General features: G+C 66.8%; 22 protein-coding genes. 1 reads left to right on the top strand and 21 read right to left on the bottom strand.

The window, feature by feature from the left end; all coding sequences use genetic code 11:
• Positions 1 to 78 precede the first annotated feature (78 nt).
• Entirely contained in the window at positions 79 to 1,413 is a 1,335-nt protein-coding gene (gene glyA, locus JI664_RS21220; RefSeq protein ID WP_207015788.1) for a serine hydroxymethyltransferase, read from the bottom strand.
• Positions 1,414 to 1,514: 101 nt separating this feature from the next.
• Here glyA and JI664_RS21215 point away from each other — a divergent pair, with 101 nt between their 5' ends.
• The gene (locus JI664_RS21215) at positions 1,515 to 2,627 is read left to right on the top strand and encodes a LysR family transcriptional regulator (protein WP_286174226.1); all 1,113 of its coding nucleotides are present in this window, start codon (positions 1,515 to 1,517) and stop codon (positions 2,625 to 2,627) included.
• A gap of 13 nt (positions 2,628 to 2,640) precedes the next feature.
• Here the strand turns inward: JI664_RS21215 and JI664_RS21210 are convergent, their stop codons facing one another.
• From JI664_RS21210 to JI664_RS21120, 20 genes are all read right to left on the bottom strand, one after another.
• On the bottom strand, positions 2,641 to 4,221 hold the full coding sequence (locus JI664_RS21210; protein WP_207015787.1) for an FGGY family pentulose kinase: 1,581 nt from the start codon (positions 4,219 to 4,221) through the stop codon (positions 2,641 to 2,643).
• 11 nt (positions 4,222 to 4,232) lie between these two features.
• Positions 4,233 to 4,913, bottom strand: a complete 681-nt coding sequence (locus JI664_RS21205) for an HAD family hydrolase (RefSeq protein ID WP_286174225.1) — start codon at positions 4,911 to 4,913, stop codon at positions 4,233 to 4,235.
• A 3-nt stretch (positions 4,914 to 4,916) separates the two neighbouring features.
• Positions 4,917 to 6,389 carry a mannitol dehydrogenase family protein gene (locus tag JI664_RS21200; RefSeq protein ID WP_207015786.1) on the bottom strand — a complete coding sequence of 491 codons (1,473 nt, stop codon included), beginning with the start codon at positions 6,387 to 6,389 and terminating at the stop codon, positions 4,917 to 4,919.
• A gap of 1 nt (position 6,390) precedes the next feature.
• The gene (locus JI664_RS21195) at positions 6,391 to 7,158 is read right to left on the bottom strand and encodes an L-iditol 2-dehydrogenase (protein ID WP_207015785.1); all 768 of its coding nucleotides are present in this window, start codon (positions 7,156 to 7,158) and stop codon (positions 6,391 to 6,393) included.
• Complete coding sequence (locus JI664_RS21190; RefSeq protein ID WP_207015784.1) at positions 7,155 to 8,159, bottom strand: ABC transporter ATP-binding protein; 1,005 nt, start codon at positions 8,157 to 8,159, stop codon at positions 7,155 to 7,157. Before JI664_RS21190 ends, JI664_RS21195 begins: the two co-directional genes overlap by 4 nt.
• Positions 8,160 to 8,171: 12 nt before the next feature.
• Positions 8,172 to 9,002, bottom strand: a complete 831-nt coding sequence (locus tag JI664_RS21185; RefSeq protein WP_207015783.1) for a carbohydrate ABC transporter permease — start codon at positions 9,000 to 9,002, stop codon at positions 8,172 to 8,174.
• 12 nt (positions 9,003 to 9,014) lie between these two features.
• Entirely contained in the window at positions 9,015 to 9,881 is an 867-nt protein-coding gene (locus JI664_RS21180; protein ID WP_207015782.1) for a carbohydrate ABC transporter permease, read from the bottom strand.
• Positions 9,882 to 10,014: 133 nt separating this feature from the next.
• Positions 10,015 to 11,328 carry an ABC transporter substrate-binding protein gene (locus tag JI664_RS21175; protein ID WP_207015781.1) on the bottom strand — a complete coding sequence of 438 codons (1,314 nt, stop codon included), beginning with the start codon at positions 11,326 to 11,328 and terminating at the stop codon, positions 10,015 to 10,017.
• A 144-nt stretch (positions 11,329 to 11,472) separates the two neighbouring features.
• Positions 11,473 to 12,420, bottom strand: a complete 948-nt coding sequence (locus JI664_RS21170) for a sugar-binding transcriptional regulator (RefSeq protein WP_207015780.1) — start codon at positions 12,418 to 12,420, stop codon at positions 11,473 to 11,475.
• Between the two features lie 102 nt (positions 12,421 to 12,522).
• On the bottom strand, positions 12,523 to 12,657 hold the full coding sequence (cydX, locus tag JI664_RS21165) for a cytochrome bd-I oxidase subunit CydX (protein ID WP_207015779.1): 135 nt from the start codon (positions 12,655 to 12,657) through the stop codon (positions 12,523 to 12,525).
• Positions 12,658 to 12,667: 10 nt separating this feature from the next.
• Positions 12,668 to 13,828: a cytochrome d ubiquinol oxidase subunit II gene (gene cydB, locus JI664_RS21160; protein WP_207015778.1), complete on the bottom strand. Its 1,161-nt coding sequence runs from the start codon at positions 13,826 to 13,828 to the stop codon at positions 12,668 to 12,670.
• 5 nt (positions 13,829 to 13,833) lie between these two features.
• Complete coding sequence (locus JI664_RS21155; RefSeq protein WP_207015777.1) at positions 13,834 to 15,444, bottom strand: cytochrome ubiquinol oxidase subunit I; 1,611 nt, start codon at positions 15,442 to 15,444, stop codon at positions 13,834 to 13,836.
• A gap of 94 nt (positions 15,445 to 15,538) precedes the next feature.
• Positions 15,539 to 17,230 carry a thiol reductant ABC exporter subunit CydC gene (gene cydC, locus JI664_RS21150; protein WP_207015776.1) on the bottom strand — a complete coding sequence of 564 codons (1,692 nt, stop codon included), beginning with the start codon at positions 17,228 to 17,230 and terminating at the stop codon, positions 15,539 to 15,541.
• Positions 17,227 to 18,843 carry an ABC transporter ATP-binding protein/permease gene (locus JI664_RS21145; RefSeq protein ID WP_207015775.1) on the bottom strand — a complete coding sequence of 539 codons (1,617 nt, stop codon included), beginning with the start codon at positions 18,841 to 18,843 and terminating at the stop codon, positions 17,227 to 17,229. The genes cydC and JI664_RS21145 overlap by 4 nt, the downstream gene beginning before the upstream one ends.
• A gap of 57 nt (positions 18,844 to 18,900) precedes the next feature.
• On the bottom strand, positions 18,901 to 19,422 hold the full coding sequence (locus tag JI664_RS21140; protein WP_207015774.1) for a DNA-3-methyladenine glycosylase: 522 nt from the start codon (positions 19,420 to 19,422) through the stop codon (positions 18,901 to 18,903).
• Entirely contained in the window at positions 19,419 to 19,835 is a 417-nt protein-coding gene (locus JI664_RS21135; RefSeq protein WP_207015773.1) for a secondary thiamine-phosphate synthase enzyme YjbQ, read from the bottom strand. Before JI664_RS21135 ends, JI664_RS21140 begins: the two co-directional genes overlap by 4 nt.
• 87 nt (positions 19,836 to 19,922) lie before the next feature.
• Positions 19,923 to 20,591: a hypothetical protein gene (locus JI664_RS21130; protein ID WP_207015772.1), complete on the bottom strand. Its 669-nt coding sequence runs from the start codon at positions 20,589 to 20,591 to the stop codon at positions 19,923 to 19,925.
• Positions 20,592 to 20,698: 107 nt separating this feature from the next.
• Positions 20,699 to 21,124 (bottom strand): DoxX family protein, encoded by a 426-nt coding sequence (locus JI664_RS21125; protein ID WP_207015771.1) that lies wholly within the window; start codon positions 21,122 to 21,124, stop codon positions 20,699 to 20,701.
• 523 nt (positions 21,125 to 21,647) lie between these two features.
• Complete coding sequence (locus tag JI664_RS24110; protein ID WP_286174224.1) at positions 21,648 to 21,770, bottom strand: hypothetical protein; 123 nt, start codon at positions 21,768 to 21,770, stop codon at positions 21,648 to 21,650.
• A gap of 155 nt (positions 21,771 to 21,925) precedes the next feature.
• A complete protein-coding gene (locus tag JI664_RS21120) occupies positions 21,926 to 22,312 on the bottom strand; it encodes a hypothetical protein (protein ID WP_207015770.1) in 387 nt (128 codons plus the stop codon).
• Positions 22,313 to 22,314 lie beyond the last annotated feature (2 nt).

Genomic DNA, 22,314 nt, shown 5'->3' with positions numbered 1-22,314 from the left:
CGCCCGGCAGGCCCGCCCGGTCGCGTGCGCCCCGGCGCGCTACGTCACCGGGGGCACGGGGCGGCTGGCGTCGGGCGCTCAGTCGCGGATAAAATGCAACCGGTCGAACCGCGCGCGCAGGGCAGCCGTGCGCGGGGCAATCGCGGCGGGATCATTGGCGCGCAGGGCCTCGGCCACCAGCGCGGCGATCTCGGGGATATCGGCGGGCGTCACGCCCCAGCGCACCAGTTCCGGCGTGCCGATCCGAAGCCCGTTCATATCGCCCGGTACATCGGCCAGCGGCAGCCCGATCCCGCAGGCAAGGAACCCCGCCTGTTCGAGCTTGCGCGACGCGGCCTGACCGCCACCGAATTCCGCCGCCGCCACGGCGAATTGATGCGAGCGGGTAAAGCCGCGCGCTTCGGCGAAGACTGGCAGCCCGGCCTGTGACAGCGCCTTGGCGAAGGCCTGAGCCGTGTCGATCATCGTCTGCGCATAGGCCCGGCCATGGTCGCGCCAATCGAGCAGCCCGATGGCCAGAGCGGCCGATTTCGCCGCGTCGAAATTCGCCGTCATGCCGGGAAAGGCGATGTGGTCGAGCCGCTCGGCGATCTTCGCATCGCGCGTGACGATCAGCCCGCCCGCCGGGCCGCCCAGCGATTTGTAGGTGCTCATCGTCATCAGATGCGCGCCGTGATCGAGCGGGTTCGACCAGGCCTTGCCGGCGATGATCCCGCATTGATGCGCGGCATCGAAGAGCACATGCGCGCCGACTTCGTCGGCAATGGCGCGCACGCCCGCCACGGGGTGTTCGAACAGGTTGAGCGAGCCGCCCACGGTAATCACCTTGGGCCGGACGCGCAGCGCCAGGTCCCGCAGCGCGTCCAGATCGACGCTGTAGCCATCGGCATCGACCGGCGCGGGATGCGTCACCAGCCCGTAGAGCCCGGCGCAGCCATCGGCATGGTGGGTCACATGTCCGCCGATGGTGGCGGGCGGGGCGATGATCGCGTCGCCGGGTTTTGCCAGCGCGATGAAGCCATAGAGATTGGCCAGCGCTCCCGAGGGGACGCGGATCTCGGCATGCGTGGCGTCGAAGATCTCGGCAGCGAGTTCAGCGGCGATGACCTCGATTTCTTCGATCGCCTGCAGGCCCATCTCGTATTTGTCGCCCGGATAGCCCAGCGAGGGTCGTGAACCCAGTCCACGGGACAGCGCGGCTTCGGCACGCGGGTTCATCACGTTGGTGGCGGGATTGAGGTTGAAGCAATCGCGCTCGTGGATCTGCTGGTTGCGCTGAATGAGCGCCTCGATCCGGTCGTCAAGCGCGGCGCTGCCGGTTTGCGCAGTCTCGCGGGCAATGGTCTGGACGCGGTTTTCGGCGGGGGCGGGAACCCAGTGGCGGGGCGCGAGTCGGGGGGCGGTACGGGTCATGGAAACCTCCTGTGATAGGCGCAGCTTGCGGGCCGGCCGGCTTGCGCGCAATTCCGATTTACTGTCATCTGAGGCGCAAGAAACTTGAGCCTGATCTGCGCATGCCCGTCGCCCCGCCACCACCGCGTCCACCCTCGCTGCCGCATCTGGCGGCGCTTGATGCGGTGCTGCGTCACGGAGGCTATGCGGCGGCGGGCGCCGCGCTGGGCGTGTCGCCGGGGGCGTTGCGCGCGAAGTTGCGGGCGCTGGAAACCGCGTCGGGTGTGGCCCTAATGACCGCGCGGGCGCATTCGGTGCGGCCGACGCCCGAGGCCGAAGCGTTGGCGCCGACGTTGAGACAGGCCTTCCACCGGCTTGAACAGGCGCTGGCGCCGCTCGGGGCGCCGCCGCTTCCGCTGGGATCGTTGCATGGTTTTGAGGCCGCGCTGCGGCATGAGGGGTTCGCCGCAGCCGGAGCGGCGCTGGGCTTGTCGCCGGGCGCGATTGCCGCGCAGGTCCGGCGGGTCGAGGGCTGGGCGGGCCGGGCGCTGTTCGAGCGCCACGCGCAGGGGGTGCGCCCGATGGCCGATGCGAAGGCCGTGCAGCCCGCGCTTGCCGCTTCGTTGGGGGCTTTTTCGGCCCTGATGGCGCAGGGGGCGAGCCTTGTGCGGATCGCGGCCCTGCCTGCCGTGGCGCAGCTCTGGCTTGCGCCGCGCCTGCCGGCATTGCGGGCGGCTTGTCCGGGCGTGCAGGTCTCGGTCACGGCGCTTGAACGGCTGCCCGAAGGCAAGCGCTTGCCCTACGATCTGGCGCTGTTCATGGGCGAGGCGGGCGGCCATGTGCTGGCCGAGGACGCGTTGCTGCCGGTCTGCGCCCCGGCGCTGGCCGCGCGGCTGGACGGGCCGGGCGATCTGTCTGCGGTGCCGTGTCTTGAGGATTCGGCGTGGCCGGGCGACTGGCGGCGCTGGTGCGCCTCCGCCGCACCCGGGATTGCGGTGCCCCGGGGCGTGGCGCATTCGCTTTACGCGTTGGCGGTGGATGAGGCTTTGGCGGGGTCGGGGGTGCTGATGGGCCACCGGGCGCTGCTTACGCGGCATCTGGCGGTCGGAACGCTGGTCGCGCCCTTCGCGGCCTCGGTCCCGCTTGCGCGGGCGTTGCGGCTATACCGGTTGCGGCCCTTGCGCCGGGGCAGCGCCGCAGAGCGGGTGGCGCAGGCGCTGCGGGCCTTGGCGTGAACACCGGATCCGGTCAGATCCGGGCTTTCATTGCCGCAATCTCGGCGCGATGATCCTGCATTTTCAGCATGATACGGTAATCACGGTCATAGCTCGCCTGCCGCGCCAGGTCGGGGGGCAGGACCTTGGCCAGCGTGGTCATCGCCGTGGTCGCGGTGCGGAGATCGGGGTAGTGACCCGCTGCGACTGCGGCGGCGATCGCGGTGCCCGACAGTACCACATCCTCGGCCTGCGAGGTCAGGACCTTCAGCCCCGTGGCATCGGCGAAAAGCTGTTTGAGCAGCGGTGTCCGCGCCAGCCCGCCCGCGATGGCAAGGTTCCGGGGGGCGCTTCCGTCGCCTGCGGGGGCGCTTGCCAGATGCTCGGCGATCTGACGCACGCCCAGAGCGACCGACACCGCCGTGCGCCAGTAGAGCTTGCACAAAGCGTCAAAACCCCGGTCCAACGACAGGCCGGAAATCACGCCCCTTAGCCGTGCATCTGACAAGGGCGAGCGGTTGCCGTTGAAATCGGGAAGAACGTCGATCTCGTCCCCCAGCGCGGCGCCGTCGCGGGCCAGCAACACCTCGATCCGCGCCAGCACGGCGGCGTGGTCGGGCGTCTGTCCGGGGGCGGGGCCGGGCCATGCGTCGAGCACCCATTCCAGCGCCGCACCGGCCGCCGATTGCCCCCCCTCGCTGGTCCACAGGCCCGGCAACACGGTGTCGCGCGACGGGCCCCAGATGCCGGGCGCGAAAAGCGGATCGGGCGTTACAGCCATGATGCAGTTGGAGGTGCCCGCGATCAGCATCAGGCCGGGATGGTCATCCCCGGACAGCCCGACGGTGCCCAGAGCGCCCGCATAGGCATCGATCATGCCCGACGCGACAGCAATGCCCGGGGCCAGCCCCATCGCGTTTGCAGCGTCAGACGTCAGGCGTCCGGCGGGGACGCCGACGCCGATCACCGCGTCCGGCAAGTCCGCGCGCCGGCGCAGGTCTTCCAGCCCGACCTGTGCAAGGAAATCGTCGCACCAGCCGCCTGCCGCCGGCAGATAGGGCCATTTCGCCGCGCGCGCGCAGGCCGAGGCGCCGGGCTGGCCGGTCGCGCGCAGCGTCAGCTCGTCGCACAGATCGCGCGCGGCGCCGAGATTTTCCCAGATCTCAGGCTGGTGGCGCTTGAGCCACATCAGCTTGGGCGTCTGCATCTCGGGCGACATCGCGCCGCCCAGATGGTCGATCAGCCGGTGCCCGGTTGCGGTGCATTCCGCGGCCTCGTCCATCGCGCGGTGATCGAACCAGGCGATTGTGTCCTGTCCCGGGCCACCCAGCGACAGGGCCGCGCCGTCGCAGTCGCGCAAGACCAGCGAGCAGGTCGCGTCGAAGGCCAGCCCGATCACGCTTTCGGGCGCAAGTCCGGCGTCGCGCATCACCGCGCGGCTGGCGGCGCAGACCGCGTCCCAGATCTGGTCCGAGGCATATTCCGCACGCGGGCCGGGGCCTTCGGTCAGCGCCAGCGGCGCGACCGCGCGCGCCAGCATGCGGCCCGACATGTCGAACACGCCCGCACGGGCACTGCGCGTGCCCACATCGACAGCCACAAGATTCGACGGCATTGGCTCCACCCTCAGGCGCGACCTTGCACCAGAGCGGGAAGGTCGTCCATGTCGCCGATGATGGCCATTGGCGCACAATTTTCAACCGCTTGCCGCAGATTGGCAGGCCCGGCATGCGATCCGCCGATATAGGCCACCGCCTTCATCCCCGCTGCGCGGGCCGCCGTCAGGCCTGCGGGGCTGTCCTCGATCACCAGACACTCGCTGGGGTCCACCTGCATCTTCTGCGCGGCGTGCAGGAACAGATCGGGCGCGGGCTTGCCGTTCGCAACCATGCTGGCGCTGAAGATATGCGGCTCGAAGAAGGGCAGCAGCTTCGTTACCCGCAATGACAGGCGGATACGGTCGGGCTGGCTGGACGAGGCCACGCAGACCGGCACGCCCAGCCCGGCGAGCGCCTGTCCCACGCCGGGCATCGGCTGCAAGTCCTGCTCGAACCGAGCCAGAAGCCGTTCGCGTAGCGCGCCCAACAGCGATGGCGTCAGGTCCAGCCCGCGCTCGCGTTTGAGCCAGTCAGCCACGCTGCCCAGCGATTTGCCAAGGAAATGGCGATAGGCCTCGGGTTCGTCCAGCACGCAGCCCGCCTCGGCCAGCACATCCAGCATCACCGCCAACGAAATCGGCTCGCTGTCGACCAGAACGCCGTCACAATCGAAGATGACGAGCGCGGGGCGGGTCGACATCGTGTCCATGGGTCAATCGCCTTCGAGATAGCGCGAGAGGGTGGTCGCCGTTCCGCTGTCCCATAGCAGGTGCAGCCAATGCGCGAAACGCTGTGCGAAGCCTGCCTGTTCTGCCAGATCGCCGTAGATCGTCTCTTGCTCGAGCCACGCTTGCGGACGGCGCCGCGCCTGCTGGGCCACGGCCTGCAGCCGATCCCAGTTGGGATCGTTCGGTGCGATCACGGCCCCACTATCCGAGACGCCCGCGCAATAGCGCGCCCAGAGCGCGCATTCCAGTGCCAGCCCGTCGATCGCCCCGCCCTTGTTCAGCGCGTCGCGCAGGGTGGGGATGATGAATTTCGGCTGCCGGTTCGAGCCGTCAAGGCACAGCCTGCGCACCGTGTCGCCGATCTTGGGGTTGGAAAACCTCCGCTCGATCAGGTCGAAATAGGCATTCAGATCGGTATCGGGCACCGGCGGCACGGTGGGGATGATCTCGCGCTCTTCTATCTTGCGTAGAAAGGCGCGGATCAGCGGATGCTCCATCGCTTCATGGACGAAATGGATGTCCATAAGCCCGGCGGGATAGGCGATGACCGCGTGGCCACCATTGAGGATGCGCAGCTTCATCAGCTCGAACGGCGCGACGTCGGGGACGAATTGCGCGCCTGCGGCCTCGAAAGCGGGGCGGCCCAGCGGGAAATGGTCTTCCAGCACCCATTGCGTGAAGCCTTCGCAGAAGACGGGCCAGCCGTCCTGCACGCCGAAATCCTCGGCCAGAATCCGGCGTTCGCGGTCGGTGGTGGCGGGGGTGATGCGGTCGACCATGGCATTGGGGAAGGCCACATTCGCGGCGATCCAGTCGGCGAAATCCGGGTCCGACAGGCGCGCCAGACCACAAAGCGCGTTCTTCGTCACTGCGCCGTTATGGGGGATGTTGTCGCAGCACATGACGGTAAAGGGTTCCAGCCCCGCCTCGCGCCGGGCCCTGAGCGCGGCGATCATCATGCCGAACGCGGTTTTCGGCGCCTCGGGCGTGGCGGCATCGGCGACAATGGCGGGATGCGTCGGGTCGAACCGGTCCTTGCTATCAAGGAAATAGCCGCCCTCGGTGATGGTGAGCGAGACGATGCGGATGTCGCGCTGGCTCATGCGCGCGATGATCGCGGGGGCATCGGCGGGTTCGATGTAATCGATCATCGAACCCAGCACGCGGGCCTCGGAATGATCGGCCTCCTGCTCGACCAGTGTGGTCAGCCAGTCCTGCGCTTGCAGAACAGCGCGGCCCTTGCGCTCGCCTTCGAACACGCCCGCGCCGACCAGCGCCCAATCGAGGCTCTGGCCCATGGCGAACAGCCGGTCGAGATACATCGCCTGATGCGCGCGATGAAAATTGCCGACGCCGAAATGCAGGATGCCCGCGCTCAGCGCGGCGCGGTCGTAGCCGGGGGCGGCGACGGCGGCGGGCAGATGGGGCAGGTTGGCTTGGCTCAGGGGGGTGGACATGTCAGCTCATCCAGTTTCCGCCGTCGACATTGTATGTCTGGGCGACGATGTAGTCGGCCTCGGACGAGGCGAGGAACACGGCCATGCCGGTCAGATCCTCGGCCCGGCCCATGCGGCCATAGGGGACGGCCTCGCCGACTTCGCGCTTCTTCTGGCCGGGGGCCTTGCCCTCGTATTTGGCGAAGAAGGCGTCGACGCCGTCCCAGTGCTCGCCATCGACCACGCCGGGCGCGATGGCGTTGACGTTGATGCCGTGGCGGATCAGGTCGAGCCCGGCGGATTGCGTGAGGCTGATGACAGCCGCTTTCGAGGCGCAATAGACCGCGACCAGCGCTTCGCCCCGGCGACCGGCTTGCGACGCCATGTTGATGATCTTGCCGCCCGTGCCCTGCGCGATCATCCGTTTCGCGGCGGCCTGCAGGGTAAACAGCGTCCCCGCCACGTTGACCGAGAAGACGCGGTCGAAATCGGCGCGGGTGATCTCGACGATGGGGGCGGCGGTGAACAGCGCGGCGTTGTTGATCAGGATGTCGATCCCGCCCATCGCGGCGACGGCGTCGTCCATCCCCGTCTCGATGCTGGCCGGGTCGCTGACATCCATGCGCACGGCCTGCGCGCCGATACCTGCGGCGGCGTCCTGCGCGCGGGGCAGGTCGATATCGGCAATCGTGACCGTCGCGCCCTCGGCCCGATAGGCGCGGGCAAAGGCCAGCCCGATGCCGCGCGCCGCCCCGGTGATCAGGGCGCGTTTGCCTGCCAGTCGTGTCATGCCAGCCGCAGCCCTTCGGCGTCGAACCGGTGGATCTGCGCGGGATCGGGTGTCAGGTGGATCTGATCGCCGTAATGCAGATCGACCTCACCACCCGCGCGCACGGTCAGCGGTTCGGCAAAGCCCGGCACGGTGACGTGGAAGAACGTGTCCGACCCCAGATGTTCGGAGACGCCGACCTTGCCGGTCCATGTGCCGCCTTCTGGCGTGACCATCAGATGTTCGGGGCGCACCCCGATCGTGTGGGCGTCGTGCTTGGCGGCTTCGGGGCCTTCGATCAGGTTCATCTTGGGTGAGCCGATGAAGCCCGCGACGAATTTATTGCGCGGGGTGCGGTACAGCTCGAGCGGGCTGCCGACCTGCTCGATATGGCCCGCCTGCAGCACGACGATCTTGTCGGCCATGGTCATCGCTTCGACCTGATCGTGGGTCACGTAGATCATCGTCGTCGCCAGCCGTTTATGCAGCTCGCTGATTTCCAGCCGCATCCCCACCCGCAGCGCGGCATCGAGGTTCGACAGCGGCTCGTCGAACAGGAAGGCCGAGGGTTCGCGCACGATGGCGCGACCGATGGCGACGCGCTGGCGCTGGCCGCCCGACAACTGGCCGGGGCGACGGTCGAGATAGCTGTCGAGGTTGAGCACTTTCGCCGCACCTTCGACCCGCTTGTCGATCTCGGCCTTGTCGAGCCCGGCCATTTTCAGCGGGAAGGCGATGTTCTTGCGCACCGACATGTGCGGGTAGAGCGCGTAGCTCTGGAACACCATCGCCAGCCGCCGCTTGGCGGGCGACAGGTTGGTGGCGTCGGTGCCGTCGATGCGGATCTCGCCGCCCGAGACATCTTCGAGCCCGGCGATCAGCCGCAGCAAGGTGGATTTCCCGCAGCCCGAGGGGCCCACGAAGACCACGAATTCGCCGTCCTCGATGCGCAGGTCCAAAGGCGGGATGACCTCGACATCGCCGAAGGCCTTGCGCACTTTATCAAGCGTGATGCGTCCCATGATATCAGTCCCTTACTTGACGGCGCCGAAGGTGAGGCCGCGCACGAGTTGTTTCTGGCTGAACCAGCCGAGGATGAGGATCGGCGCAATGGCCATGGTCGAGGCCGCGCTGAGCTTGGCGTAGAACAGGCCCTCGGGGCTGGAATAGCTGGCGATGAAGGCCGTCAGCGGTGCCGCGTCGACCGTGGTCAGCGTGAGGGTCCAGAAGGCTTCGTTCCAAGCGAGGATGATGTTCAGAAGCACGGTCGAGGCGATGCCCGGAATGGCCATCGGCGTCAGCACGTAGAGGATCTCGTCCTTCAGCGTGGCGCCATCCATCCGCGCGGCTTCCAGGATCTCGCCGGGGATCTCGCGGAAATAGGTGTAGAGCATCCAGATGATGATCGGCAGGTTGATCATCATAAGGATGAAGATCAGCGCCCCCTTGCTGTCGAGAATGTTCATCTCGATCAGGATCAGCCGGATCGGATACAGCACGCCCACGGCGGGCAGCATCTTGGTGCTGAGCATCCACATCAGCACGTCCTTGGTACGCTTGCCCGGCACGAAGGCCATCGACCACGCTGCGGGCACGGCGATGATGATGCCGAAGAACGTCGACCCCACCGCCAGCACCACCGAATTCCACAGGTAGCGCATGTAGTCCGAGCGCTCCTGCACGATGGCGTAGTTTTCCAGCGTCCAGTCGAAGTTGAAGAATACCGGCGGGTCCGAGATCGCCGTGGCCTCGGTCTTGAAGCTGGTCAGGATCGTCCACAGGATCGGAAAGAAGATCGCCAGCCCGATGATCCAGGCGATTGCGGTGAAGACGATCTTGCGTTGGGTGGTGACGGCGCGGGCCATGGTCGATCCTCCTCAGGCGTCGAGGTTCTTGCCCACCACGCGCATCAGCACGAGGGCGACGATATTGGCGAGGATGACGGCGATGATGCCGCCGGCGGAGCCGAGGCCGACATTCTGGCTTTCGATCACGCGCTGGTAGACCAGATAGGTCAGCGTCCGCGTTCCGAAGGCGCCCGAGGTGGTGACGTAGATCTCGGCGAAGATCGACAGCAGGAAGATGGTCTGGATCAGCACGACGACGGTGATCGAACGCGCAAGATGGGGCAGGGTGATATGGCCGAAGCGCGACAGCGGCCCTGCGCCGTCCATCTCGGCGGCTTCAAGCTGCTCGCTGTCGAGCGACTGGATCGCGGTCAGCAGGATCAGCGTCGCGAAGGGCAGCCATTGCCACGACACGATGAGGATGATCGAAAACATCGGATACTGGCTGAGCCAGTCCACGGGCTGCAGGCCCAGCCCTTTGAAAAGATGTGCGAAGAGACCGTTCACGGGGTTCATGAACATGTTCTTCCACACCAGCGCCGACACGGTCGGCATGACGAAGAACGGCGCGATGACAAGGATACGCACCACGCCCTGACCCCAGATCGGCTGATCGAGCAGGATCGCCAGCAAGATGCCGCCCACCACGGTGATGACCAGCACGCCGCCGACCAGTTGCAAGGTGGCGACCACGCTGTCGAGGAACGCCGACGAGGTGACGAAACGGGTGTAGTTGCCCAGACCTTCGCAGCAATCGAACGTGCCGCGCATGGGCCGGTAATCGAGGGTCGAGAACCACAGCGTCATGATCAGCGGCACCAGCATCCATACGAGAAGCAGGAACACGGCCGGGGACATCATCAACCGGGCAGCGGAACGGGAATGCTGGGTGGCCATCGGGGTACCCTCGGGCTGAAGCTGCGGGGAAGGCGCGCAGCCCGTGGGCTGCGCGATCTGGCGTTACCGGGAAGGAGGTCGGGCAGGTCCCGCCACAGACCTGCGCCCCGGGTCTTGCGACCGGGACGGGGGCTTAGTAGCCCGCCGCCTCCATTTCTTCGGTGGCAAGCTCTTGTGCCTGCTCCAGCGCTTCGTCGGCGCTCATCTGACCGGCCAGCGCGGCCGAGAAAACCTGACCGACTTCGGTGCCGAGACCCGCGAATTCCGGGATCGCCACGAATTGCACGCCGGTATAGGGCACCGGGTCCACGGCCGGGTTGGTCGGATCGGCGGCCTGCATCGAACGCAGGGTCATTTCCGCGAAGGGCGCCGCGTCCAGGTATTCCTGGTTCTCATAGAGCGAGGTGCGGGTGCCCGGGGGCACGTTGGCCCAGCCCTCTTCCGAGGCGACAAGCTCGGTATAGCCGGGGCCGGTCGCCCAGGCGATGAACGCGCGCGCGGCTTCCGGGGCATCCGACGAGGCCGGGATCGCCAGGTTCCACGCCCACAGCCAGTTGCCGCGACGGCCCAGCCCGTTATCGGGGGCCAGCGCGAAACCGACGCTGTCGGCGACTTCGCTGTCATCGGGGTTTGTCACGAACGAGGCGGCGACGGTCGCGTCGATCCACATGCCGCATTTGCCGGTCTGGAACAGCGCGAGGTTCTCGTTGAAGCCGTTATTCGACGCGCCCGGAGGACCGTATTCGTTCATCATGTCGATGTAGAAGGTCAGCGTGTTGTGCCACGCTTCGCTGTCGAATTGCGGACGCCAGTCCATATCGAACCAGCGCGCCCCGAACGAGTTGCCCATGGCGGTCAGGAACGCCATGTTCTCGCCCCAGCCGGCCTTGCCGCGCAGGCAGATGCCGTAGATCTCGTTCTCGCGGTCGGTCATCGCAGCGGCGGCTTCGCGGATGAACTCCCAGCTGGGTTCGTCGGGCATTTCCAGCCCGGCCGCTTCCATAAGGTCGGTGCGGTACATCACCATCGAGCTTTCGCCGTAGAAGGGCGAGGCATAGAGCGTGCCGTCCACCGTCAGACCACCGCGCACGGCGGGCAGCAGGTCGTCGACATTATAGTCGTCGCCCAGATCGTCGAGCGACAGCAGCCAGTCATTGGCGCCCCAGATCGGAACCTCGTAGGTGCCGATGGTGATGACGTCGTACTGGCCGCCGCCGGTGGCGATGTCGGTGGTCACGTTCTGACGCAGGACGTTCTCTTCCAGCGTCACCCATTCGACCTCGATATCGGGGTGCATGTCGGTGAAGTGGCTGGTCAGCCCTTGCATGCGGATCATGTCGCCGTTGTTCACGGTGGCGATGGTGATCGTTTCGGCCTGAGCCGCGACTGCGAAACCGGCAGCGGTCAACGCCGTCGCGCCCATAAGGGCGCGCAGGGTGCGGGTCATGGTTTTCCTCCCATTTGAGCAAATGCTAATCCCTTGGGCAAATTCTCAAACGTGTCATCAAAAGGCAACAAGTTTCTTCCCGCCGCGCCGCAGAAACGCGGGCAGGGTGTTGAAACGGCAGGAATAATTTTTGGTTAACTCGCGCTATTCGACCGTTAGCGCAATCGCGGTCGCCTCGTCCGTGACCAGCCCCGAGATCAGCTTGCCGCCAAGGGCCGCTCGAATCGCGGGGACCTTGTCGGGTCCGTGGGCCGCGCCGATCACCGGCCCGCTATGGCTGCCGGGGGTGATTTCGGCCGAGCTGACGCGGCTGTTGATTTCGTCCTCGACAAGGTTTCCCTGCGCATCGAAGACAAAGCCGATGATCTCGCCGACCGCGCCCTTTTCACGCAGCCGCCGCTGGTCTCCATGGGTGATGAAACCGTCGATCACCAGCGGCGCGGTTTCGGTCATCGTGCCGATCCCCACGAAGCGCATATCCGTGCGCGCGGCCAGCGTGCGGGTCACGCTCAGCGTCTTCTGGCCCAGCAGCGCCGCGCGCTCGTCGACCGAGGCGCTGATCACCGGCAAAGGGACCGGGAAGGTCGCGGCGGTGATCTTGTCGGCGATGGTGAACAGCACGTTGTAATAGGCCGTTGATCCGTCGGGGGCGATGTTGCCCGTCAGCGAGACGATCTTGTGCTGGGCGCAATCGATATGCGGCAGATGCTCGACCGCCGCGCGCAAGGTGCGCCCGGTGCCGAGCCCGATCACCATCGGCTCGGGCCGCATCAGGCAGTTTTCCAGCAGATCGCCCGTGGCATGAGAGACGGCCAGCCCGGAATTCTGCACGCTGTCGAGCGAGGGGACGACCTCGCACAGGGTCAGCCCGTGGCGGTCTTTCAGCCGCTGCGCCAGTTCGAGGCATCGCGCGATCGGGTGGTCGATGCGGACTTTCACCAGCCCCGCCGCCATGGCCTGCGACACCAGCCGCTGCGCCGATTGGCGCGAGATTCCCATGATATGGGCGATCTCGTCTTGTTTGCAGCCGCCGATATAGGCGAGCCATGCGGCCCGCGCCGCGTCGTCGTGTTTGCGTTCAGCCGAACTCATGGCGTTCCTCGTTCCGGGCGCGCATGGTGAGGGCGTCGTTGCAAATTGGCAAGATCGTCGTGACCCCCGGCGCGGTTTGTCGCGCCGGGGGCTTTGGTGGGGTCACAGCCGGGTGTGATCTTGTTCTTCGGCCTCGCGCACGACGCGCGCGTCTTCGCGCATCTCAAGCCACATCGCGTTCAGAACGGCGAACAAAGCGGCCAGCGGAAGGCCGAGGATCCAGGCAAAATACCACATCGCGGTCTCCTTAATACGAATGGCCGGAGCCGGTGACGTCGTCTTCGGTCACCTTGCCCCACAGGACTTTGTAGACCCAGGCGGTATAGGCCAGGATCAGCGGCATGAAGATCGCCGTCGCCACCAGCATCACGAACAGCGTCATCTGCGAGGACGAGGCATCCCAAACCGTCAGCGAGCTGTCAGGCGCGCTGGACGATGGCAGGATGAACGGGAACATCGTCAGGCCCACGCTGGTCACGATGCCGGTGATCGCCAGTTTCGACCACAGCAAGGTGCCCAGCTCGCGCCCGGCACGCAGCCCGCGCACCGCCATGGCGATGCCAAGGAAGGCAAAGACCGGCGCGATGGCGATCCACGGACGATCCGCATAGGCCTGAAGCCAGCTTCCGCCCCGCTCGACCGTGGAATAGAGCGGGTTCGACGGCCCGTTCTCCACGAAGGCGCTGGTGATGCGGTAACCCTGCATCCCGAAGGCCAGCCACAGGCCAGCCAGCGCATAACCCGCCGCCGCGACGATCCCCGCCACGGTGCCGAAGCGGCGCGCACGGGCGGCGACCGGGCCTTCGGCCTTCAGCCCCAGCCACGCCGCGCCATGCATCAGCAGCATCGACAGCGACACGACACCCGCCAGCAGGCCGAACGGGTTGAGAAGCCCGAACAGCTTGCCCAAGGCGCCGCCTTCGTAAATCGGCATCAGCGAGTTGGTCAGGTGAAAGGGCACGCCCTGCAACACGTTGCCGACCGCGACGCCGAACAGCAGCGCGGGCACCGCGCCGCCTGTGAACAGCGCCCAGTCCCAGCCCGACCGCCATGCCGCGCTTTCGCGTTTCGAGCGGTATTTGAACCCCACGGGACGCAGGATCAGCGCGGCCAGCACAAGGAACATCGCAAGGTAGAAGCCCGAGAAGCTGACCGCGTATAGCGGCGGCCATGCCGCGAAAATCGCGCCGCCGCCGAGGATGAACCACACCTGGTTGCCTTCCCAGACCGGCCCGACGGTGTTGATCGCGATGCGCCGCTCGGTATCTGTCTTGGCCACGAAGGGCAGAAGCGCGCCCACCCCCATATCGAAGCCATCGGTCAGCGCGAAGCCCGTCAGCAACACGCCCAGAAGCAGCCACCAGATGATGCGCAGCAGGTCGAGAGACATCAGTTCATGCAAGATCATGGCGCTTACTCCGCAGGGTTGGCAAAGGACAATTTGCCATCGGTGGTGCGCAGACGGTGATGATGGCGTTGCATCCACCGTTCGGTTTCCTCGACATCTTCATGCGGGCCCTTCTTGATGTATTTCAACATCAGTGAGATCTCGATGACGAAGAGCATGGTGTAGAACAGCACAAATCCGATAATCGTGATCCAGACATCAGTCAGCGTAAGCTGGCTGACCGACAGCGCCGTCGGCAAGACACCGTCTACCGTCCAGGGCTGACGCCCGTATTCCGCGACGATCCAGCCCAGCTCGGCCGCGATCCATGGCGCGGGGATCATGATCACCGCCAGCCGCAGCGCCCAGCGGGGGAACTGCATTTGCTTGAACGAGGCGCGCCAGAAGAAATAGGCCATCGCACCGATAAACGCGAAGCCCAGCCCCACCATGATGCGGAAGGCCCAGAAGATCACCCAGACATTGGGCACCGTATCCCAGGCGGCGGCCTGAATCTGTTCGTCAGTAGCCTCGCGCGGGTCGTCGACATAGCTCAGCAGCAGCAGCGCGTAGCCCAGATCCTCGGAATGTTCCTCGAAGCTCAGCCGCACCGCTTCGGGCGTCTCGTCGCGCATCTCCTGCATGGTTTGCAGCGCGTCATAGGCAAGGATGCCCGAGCGCACCATGACCTCGGCCTCTTCGACAAGCTGGTCGATGCCCGCGATCTCCTGCGTCAGCGAGCGGGTGCCGATGATGCCCATCACCCACGGGATCTCGATCGCGTATTCGGTTGTGCGGTCGGCCTGATTGGGCAGCCCCACAAGCGTGAACGAAGCGGGCGCTTCATGCGTTTCCCACATCGCCTCGATCGCGGCGAGTTTCATCTGCTGGGTATGGCCCGCCGAGTAACCGCTTTCGTCGCCCAGAACCACGACGGACAGCGCCGAGGCAAGGCCAAAGGCCGACGCCACGGCGATCGAGCGGCGCGCAAGGTCGATATGGCGCCCTTTGAGCAGATACCATGCCGACACGCCCAGCACGAAGACCGAAGCCGTGACATAGCCCGCCGAGACGGTATGCACGAATTTTGCCTGCGCGACCTCGTTGAACACGACTTCAAGGAACGAGGTCATTTCCATCCGCATCGTGTCGGCATTGAATTCGGCCCCGACCGGGTGAACCATCCAGCCCGAGGCGATCAGGATCCACAGCGCCGAGAAGTTCGATCCGATAGCGACAAGCCACGCGACGATCAGGTGCGCCACCTTCGACAGCTTGTCCCAGCCGAAGAAGAAGAGACCGACGAAGGTCGCTTCCATGAAGAACGCCATCAGCCCCTCGATCGCGAGGGGGGCGCCGAAGATGTCGCCGACATAATGGCTGTAATAGGCCCAGTTCATCCCGAACTGGAATTCCATGGTGATGCCGGTGGCAACGCCAAGGACGAAGTTGATTCCGAACAGCGTGCCCCAGAACTTGGTCATCTGCCGCCAGATCGGGCGGTTTGTCATCACATAGACCGTCTCCATGATGGCGACGAGAATGCTCAGTCCAAGCGTGAGAGGCACGAACAGGAAGTGGTACATGGCTGTCATCGCGAATTGAAAGCGTGACAGCTCGACGAGGTCGAACTCCATAGTCAGGGCTCCAGATGGTGCCGCGTCGTCTGCGTCCATGGGGGCGGGTGGCGCGACTTCATATTCCGTTTTCTTTATGCGTATTTGGTTGAGGTCAAGGGATTTCCAACAACTCGGGCGATTGTGTCGCAGCGAGGTGACCGTTTGGCATCACGCGCAGCACGCGGTCGGCGAAGGCCATTTCAGCGTGGCGATGCGCCGCGATCAGCATTGCCGTCTGCGGCAGGGCCTGCGCCAGACCGGTGAGAGTCGCCTGCGCGGTGGGGGCGTCGAGCCCCTCGGTGGGTTCATCCAGCAACAGGAAAGCGGGCCGCCGCAGTACCGCGCGCGCCAGCACCAGCCGCCGTGCCTCGCCCCCCGAAAGGCCGGCGCCGCGCGGGCCGAGTCGCGTCTGCAAACCGCCGCGTGTGTGGATAACGGCGGCGAGCTGCGTGGCCTCCAAGGCGGCGTATAGCTCGGCATCGCTTGCCTCGGGCGCGGCGAGTCGCAGGTTTTCGGCCACGCTGCCCTGCACGAGCGCCGCGCGTTGCGGCACCAGCGTAATGGCGCGGCGCAGGGCTTCGGGGGGCAGGATATCGAGCGGCAGGTCGCCAAGCCGGATCGCACCCTCGGTGGGGGTCAGCACCCCGGCGGCCAGCATCAGAAGCGTGCTCTTGCCGCTGCCGCTGGCCCCGGCCAGCGCCACCCGCTCTCCCGGTGTCAGGGTCATCGACACCCGGTCGAGAACCGGCGCGCGATCCGGGCCCCGCCGCAGCGTGACCGTGTCGAGGCTCAGCGCCGCGCCGGCGGGAATGGTTGTCTGGCCGGATGGCTGGGGCAGGGCAGGGCGCAGCACCGGCGCGACCCGCCGCGCGGCCTGCGCGATGCGGCCGTAATCGCCCAGCCCACGGCGCAACGGCGCGACGGCCTCGGCCAGCGCGAGGGCCACGAAAACGCCGATCGCCGCCAAAGCCGGGCTGAGCCCGCCGCCGAGCGCGGCGGCGCCGCCCAGCCAGATCGCCGCTGCCGGTGCCGCAGCGGCAACCAGCGCCAGCGCGGCGCCGCTTGTTCGTTCGATCCGGTCGAGCCGCGCGGCGCGCTGGCGGCGCTCGTGGTCCAGCCTACCCAGACGCGCGCGACTGTCGGCCAGCGTGCCCTGCAAGGCCCGCTCGCGCCGGGTGCGCAGCAGGTCGACCATCTCGCGGCGGTAATCCTGCGTCGCGTCCTCAAGCCCCCTCGAAGCCCGCGCCGCGCGCCGGGCGACAAGCGCCCCAACCAGCAGCGCGCCCAGCGTGAAGCAGCCGGTGACCGATGCGGCGATCCGCAGATCGACCAGCCACCACAGCATCCCGAACGCGCCCGCCAGAACCGTGATCGCGGCCAGACCGGGGATCAGCAGCCGCAGCAGGACGCCGTCCAGCGCCTCGACATCCGCGCCGAGCCGGTTCAGGGACTCGCCCGCGCGCAGGCGGGTGAGGGCCTCGAACGGGGCGCGGGTCTGCGCGGCGAGCAGCCGCAGGCGCAGCGCCGCAACCCCGCGCAACACTGCGTCATGGGTCAACAGCCGCTCGCCATAGCGCGCGGCGGTGCGGCCGATGGCCAGAAAGCGGATCCCGGCCGAGGGGCGGAAGACGTCGAAGATCAGCCCCGCCCCCGCCATTCCGGCGGCGGCAGTCGCGGTAATGAACCAGCCCGACAGGCCCAGCAGCGCCGCGCCCATCGCCAGCACCAGCACCGACAGCGCCAGCCCTTGCAGCAGCAGCGGGCGCATCTGACCCCGGAGCATCGCACGCAGAACCGCCCTCATAGCGCGACCTCCGCGTCCATGCAGGCGATCAGCCTTGCGTCATGGGTGGCAACGATCAGCGTGGCGCCCTGCGCGGCGAGCGCGAGCAGCGCTTCGGTCACGCGGTCTGCCGTATCAGGGTCGAGATCGGCGGTCGGTTCGTCCGCTAGCACCACATCGGGATGCGCGTGAAGAAGCCGCGCCAGCAGCACGCGCCGCGCCTCGCCGCCCGACAGGCCCGCGCCACTTTCGCCGGGGATGGTGTCGAGCCCCTCGGGCAGGCGGGCCAAAACCGTGTCCAGCGCGGCGGCGTGCAGATGGACGGGGTCTGGCGTGCCCTCGGTTATGATCGCGCGCAGCGGCTGTTCGGGGAATTGCGGGCTTTGCGGCATCCAGCCCAGCCGCGCGCGCCAGCCATCGGCGTTCCGCTCGTCCAGCGGCTGGCCGCAGACATGGATCTGGCCGGTCTCGGGCTGCTCGAGCCCCGCCAGAAGCGACAGCAGCGTCGATTTTCCCGCCCCGCTGCGGCCCGTCACGGCCAGCCTTGCGCCGGGTTCGATGCGGGTGTCGGGATAGCTCACACCGCGCGCTTCAAGCCCGGACCACGTGATGACGGGCGCGCCTGCAAGCCGCGTGGCGCGCGCGCCCTCGCCCAGCAGCGCGGGCAGGGGGGCGGCCTGCCAGTCCTGCACCTCGTCTGCCACGGCCTGCGCGGCGGCGCGGTCGTGCCATGCGGCGGCGAGGTCGCGCATCGGCTGGAAGAAGTCTGGCGCAAGCAGCAAAAGGTAGATCCCGGCAAAGGGTGTCAGCGGTGCGCCCCATGTGCCCCAGCCGATCACGTCGAGCAGCGAGAAGCCGACCCAGACCGCGACCATCGCGACACCGAGGGCGGCGAAGAGTTCGAGCACGGTCGAGGACAGGAAGGCCACGCGCAGCACCGCCATGGTGCGCCGGTGCAGATCGTCAGAGACCTGCGCGAAGTGCCCCGTCACCCGGTCGCCTGCATCGAGCAGCCGGATATCGGGCAGCGCGGCGACGCGGTCGACCATCAGGTCGCCGAGCGTGCCGATTTCGACCATCTGGCGCGCGCTCGCATCCTTCGCGGCCCAGCCCACCAGCGCCATGAAAACCGGGATCAGCGGCCCCGCCAGCAAAAGCACCAACGCGATGGCCCAGGAATGCCATGCCGCGATGGCGAAGATCACCGGCGGGATCAGCGCGGTGCGGGTCATCGCGGGGTGATACCGCATCAGATAGGCGCGCAGGGCATCGAGCTTCTCGACTGCCAGAGCTGCGACCGCGCCCGGCCCGCCGAAAGCGCCGCTGCCGCTCGCTTTCGCCTCGCGCCCGAGCAGACGCTCACGCACCCGCGCGACGGCGAGGTCCGAGGCGCGAAACAGCTGGCGTTCGGCGGCGTGGTTCAGCCCGGCGCGCAGGGCGGCGAGGGCGAGAAAGAGCAGGGCGTCGCGCCCGGGATTGCCGCTGCCCTGCAGCCATCCGGCAAGCGCCCCGGCGATGACCCATGCCTGCGCCAGCCAGATCAGCGAGGCCGCAACCGACAGCACCGAGCCGTGCGCGATCGGCGCTCGGGCGGGGGCAAGCAATGCTGTCAGAGAGGAAGGCTTGCGGGACATGCCCGGAAGGTGAGCGCGAATGCCGCGAACGGCAAGGGTCGCGTTCGTCGCAGGTGCTCAGAAGCGCCGGGAATGGCGCGCTCCGATCAGACCGAAGCGATGCGGCCAGTCGGCGGCCTTGGTGATGCCAATCCGGGGGCCGCTGAGCCATTTCCGGGGCGGATCAAGCGCAAGGGCGAAATCGGGCGGGCCGAAGGGGCGGTGATTGTCGGCCTCGGTAATCCCCATCGCTTGCGCCAGCATCCCCGGACCTAGGCAGAGCGGGCGGTCGGGTCCGCGCCGCGCGCGCATGGCCTCAAGCCCCGAAAGCGGCTCGAGCGCGCGGATCAGTACCGCATGGCCGGGCAGGCCCACCACGTTGAGGCACCAGTGGATGCCGTATGAGCGGTAGACATAAGCGTGGCCAGCGGGCCCGAACATCGCAGCGTTGCGGGCGGTCGGGCCGGGAAAGGAATGCGAGGCCGGATCGTCAGGCGCATAGGCTTCGGTCTCGGTGATCCGGCCCGAGGCCCCGCGCACGGTCAGGATAGCGCCCAGCAGGCGCGGCGCCAGCTCGGACGCGGGCAGAGCGAAGCTCATCGCAGCAGCGCCGCGACCTGACGGGAATGGGGCCGGTCGCGATGCTCGACCACGTAGATCCCCTGCCACGTCCCCAAGACCGGCTGCCCGTCGATCACCGGGATCTGCAGGCTGACGGGCAAATGCGCGGCCTTGATATGCGCGGGCATGTCGTCGGGGCCTTCCATCACATGGGTGATCCAGCGCATCGACGGGTCGTCCGAGGCGGGCACCAGCCGCGACAGCCAGCGGGTCAGGTCGGTCTGAACATCGGGATCGGCATTCTCCTGAATCAGAAGCGAGGCCGAGGTATGGCGGATGAACAGCGTCAGCAGCGCCTCGCCCATGCGTTGATCAGCCACCCAGCGGACAATCTGCGGCGTGATCTCGTACAGGCCGGGGCCTTGGGTGCGAAGCGTGAAGATCGTGTTCATAGCGGCACCAGACTAACGGGTCGCGGTCGGGCTGGAAAGGGGAGGCGCGGCGTGCCCTCAGTGGTTTCAAGCACTTGGCAGCGGGGATTACCCCGTCGTCTTGCCCGATGCCGGTGTGGTCAACGCGTCGACCGTGGGGCAGAGGTGATGGATAAAGGGGGACAGCGCATGGTCGCGGGGCAATCCCAGCGCCAAATCCGCTTGCCGATAGGCGGTTTCCCAATCCCCGGCATCTTTCGGTCCGCGGCGCTCTTCGTCGCCCAGAAATCCGATCAGTAGCAGATGCGCCTCGACCCCGTGGGTGCGCAGAAACCACAGATGCGCGAGCCGGTTGGCGTATTGATAATAGACCCGGTCCCATTGCGCCGGCGCCACGCCCATATCGGCCTGCACGCGGGCGAAAGCCTCGGCGATCCGCTCGGCCGAGGCCGGACCCGCCGCCGATGCGGGCGAGTCGAATTCGGCGAGATGTGCCTTGGCTTCGGCCAGCACGACACCGCCTTCGAACCGTGCCAATCCATCCCATTGCGGCCCCCGGCGGGGCCAGAATTCGGCCAGCGCCGGGGAGAGGCGGGCCAGCCCCAGCCGCGACAGGAAGGCTGCGTCGCGGTATTCGGCAAAGTCGTCCAAAGGTAGCGGCGACACCCAGTCGAGCGTGGGCAAGGCGGCGGGCTGCAACAGGTCGGGACGCCACGCCACCGCCCGTTGCATCCATTTAAGCGATCCGCGCGTGCCTTCGGGCTGTGCGATCCTCATCCTGTGCCTTCCGTTTACGCCGACCCGGGTCTGGACGAACTAACAATGCCCATCTTGCAACATCGTTAAGGCTCTGCCCAGCCCGCCTGTGGCCTCTGCCGTGCCCGTCAGGCCGAGGCGTTGCGGCGGCGCATGAGGTGGCTGAGCGCGGTCAGGCCGATCAGGCCGCCGATCACGGTCAGATGCTCTTCGCTTTCAAGCTTGGCCTGAATTGCGGCCAGCCCGTCCATGTTCCACCAGTCGTGAACAAGCGGGATGGTCGCCAGCGTGAACACCGCCAGCATCCCAGCGCCGAACCAAGCAAACCGGCCCTGAATGACCAGGGCCGAGCCGATCAGCTGCACGGCGATGGTGACCGCCGCGATCAGCGCCGGGTTTCCGGGAAACCCGTTGGCCTCCATCGTGGTGATCGCGCCGCTGAAATCGAGCAGGAAGCCCAGACCGGCGAACCAGTACATGAACGTGCCGAGGACGCGGGCGGTAACCCATGTTGCGGGATGTTCGAGGATCGGGAAGACGAAGCTGCGCTCCATGGGGATCTCCTGTCTTGTGAACCGCGCACGGGTCGGAACCCGACGCCTGATGGTTGTACACAAGTTAAATAGAGCGTCAGGCAAGATGTCCAATGATTTCGGGCGGTTTTGCGGGGGGAGAAGCAGATTGGCTTTCCTTAAGGTGGGGCGCGCGCCCGATCACCTGACCCCGTGATCGTTCTTCGGTTGCGCGAAGTGGCCGGTCAAGTGAGCGCCTCGCCGTGACTCAAGGCTACGACGGCGTAAGCGGGCGACCCGAGGGCCGCCCGTTCGTCTGTCTCTGACGCCGATCTGTCCGCGATCACTTGTCGGACCGGGTTTCCTTGTTCTCGGTGCTGATCGGCTTGGCCTTGTCTTTGGGGCGGTCGGGCGCCTGTTCCTTGGTGGTCTTAGCGCCGGTTTCCTGCTTGGTCATGGAACGTCTCCTTGATGCGGGCCCGGATCGGGCCGTTGGTAGGGAAGGCGATCGGGGCAGGGGCGACCCGACAGGGTCGGAAAGCGCGTGGCGTCCCGGCCCGTGTCGTCAATTGCGCTTGTCCGGCTCATGGCCCTCTTCGGCCAGCGGCTTGGGCGTTTCCTTCGGAATATTCGCGAAAGCGCGCTTGGATCGCTGGCTGTCTGGCTTAGACGCGACATGCTTGGTCATCTCTGCCTCCCATCGGGCTGGGTCTTGCATAGACAACCCATGAGCGGGGCAAGGGGTTCCGACACGACCCATTGGTTGCGCAAAGACCCGCCACTGGACATGGCGGGTCTCTTGGCGGTCGGGGCCGGAAAGCGGCCGGTTGTCAGGGGCTTGGCTTACGCCGCCGGGGTCTGTGGCGCGCGGATCTGGGCGATCACGGCTTCGGCCATTGCCGCATCGGTGACGCGCAGCGCGAGTTCCTGCTTGGGCGTGACCCGCGCTTCGGGGAAGGCCGCGCGCAGCACCTTGCCGTCGAGAAGCTTGTCTCGGAAAGCGGGTTTGCGAAAATAGAAAAGCACCCATTCTTCGTTCAGAACGGCCGAGAAATACCAGTTCTCACCGCTCCCGATGCGCAGTTCATGCGCCTTGAACCCGTTCGAACTGGGCCGAACGTCCAGCCCGCCGGGATACTCGGCATGGGCGAAGGCAATGAATGCCTCGCGCACATCCCCATCGGGGGCGTGCGCGAGATGGTCGTCGAAAACGTCAGGATTGAGGAGCAAGG

Source organism: Rhodobacter sp. NTK016B, from assembly GCF_017303295.1.
Lineage (GTDB): Bacteria > Pseudomonadota > Alphaproteobacteria > Rhodobacterales > Rhodobacteraceae > Pararhodobacter.
The sequence above is the reverse complement of the archived record's forward strand: the minus strand, read 5'-3'. Positions and strand labels throughout refer to the sequence as shown.

Bases quoted from the DNA above. Each gene is read 5' to 3' on its own strand.
- JI664_RS21135 (WP_207015773.1), bottom strand. From the start codon at position 19,835: ATGAACACGATCTTCACGCTTCGCACCCAAGGCCCCGGCCTGTACGAG.
- JI664_RS21140 (WP_207015774.1), bottom strand. From the start codon at position 19,422: ATGAGCTTCGCTCTGCCCGCGTCCGAGCTGGCGCCGCGCCTGCTGGGC.
- JI664_RS21175 (WP_207015781.1), bottom strand. From the start codon at position 11,328: ATGACCCGCACCCTGCGCGCCCTTATGGGCGCGACGGCGTTGACCGCT.
- JI664_RS21185 (WP_207015783.1), bottom strand. From the start codon at position 9,002: ATGGCCCGCGCCGTCACCACCCAACGCAAGATCGTCTTCACCGCAATC.
- JI664_RS21190 (WP_207015784.1), bottom strand. From the start codon at position 8,159: ATGGGACGCATCACGCTTGATAAAGTGCGCAAGGCCTTCGGCGATGTC.
- JI664_RS21145 (WP_207015775.1), bottom strand. From the start codon at position 18,843: ATGTCCCGCAAGCCTTCCTCTCTGACAGCATTGCTTGCCCCCGCCCGA.
- JI664_RS21200 (WP_207015786.1), bottom strand. From the start codon at position 6,389: ATGTCCACCCCCCTGAGCCAAGCCAACCTGCCCCATCTGCCCGCCGCC.
- JI664_RS21205 (WP_286174225.1), bottom strand. From the start codon at position 4,913: ATGGACACGATGTCGACCCGCCCCGCGCTCGTCATCTTCGATTGTGAC.
- JI664_RS21180 (WP_207015782.1), bottom strand. From the start codon at position 9,881: ATGGCCACCCAGCATTCCCGTTCCGCTGCCCGGTTGATGATGTCCCCG.
- JI664_RS21215 (WP_286174226.1), top strand. From the start codon at position 1,515: ATGCCCGTCGCCCCGCCACCACCGCGTCCACCCTCGCTGCCGCATCTG.
- JI664_RS24110 (WP_286174224.1), bottom strand. From the start codon at position 21,770: ATGACCAAGCATGTCGCGTCTAAGCCAGACAGCCAGCGATCCAAGCGC.
- JI664_RS21125 (WP_207015771.1), bottom strand. From the start codon at position 21,124: ATGGAGCGCAGCTTCGTCTTCCCGATCCTCGAACATCCCGCAACATGG.
- cydX (WP_207015779.1), bottom strand. From the start codon at position 12,657: ATGTGGTATTTTGCCTGGATCCTCGGCCTTCCGCTGGCCGCTTTGTTC.
- glyA (WP_207015788.1), bottom strand. From the start codon at position 1,413: ATGACCCGTACCGCCCCCCGACTCGCGCCCCGCCACTGGGTTCCCGCC.
- cydB (WP_207015778.1), bottom strand. From the start codon at position 13,828: ATGATCTTGCATGAACTGATGTCTCTCGACCTGCTGCGCATCATCTGG.
- JI664_RS21155 (WP_207015777.1), bottom strand. From the start codon at position 15,444: ATGGAGTTCGACCTCGTCGAGCTGTCACGCTTTCAATTCGCGATGACA.
- JI664_RS21210 (WP_207015787.1), bottom strand. From the start codon at position 4,221: ATGCCGTCGAATCTTGTGGCTGTCGATGTGGGCACGCGCAGTGCCCGT.
- JI664_RS21195 (WP_207015785.1), bottom strand. From the start codon at position 7,158: ATGACACGACTGGCAGGCAAACGCGCCCTGATCACCGGGGCGGCGCGC.
- cydC (WP_207015776.1), bottom strand. From the start codon at position 17,230: ATGAGGGCGGTTCTGCGTGCGATGCTCCGGGGTCAGATGCGCCCGCTG.
- JI664_RS21130 (WP_207015772.1), bottom strand. From the start codon at position 20,591: ATGAGGATCGCACAGCCCGAAGGCACGCGCGGATCGCTTAAATGGATG.
- JI664_RS21170 (WP_207015780.1), bottom strand. From the start codon at position 12,420: ATGAGTTCGGCTGAACGCAAACACGACGACGCGGCGCGGGCCGCATGG.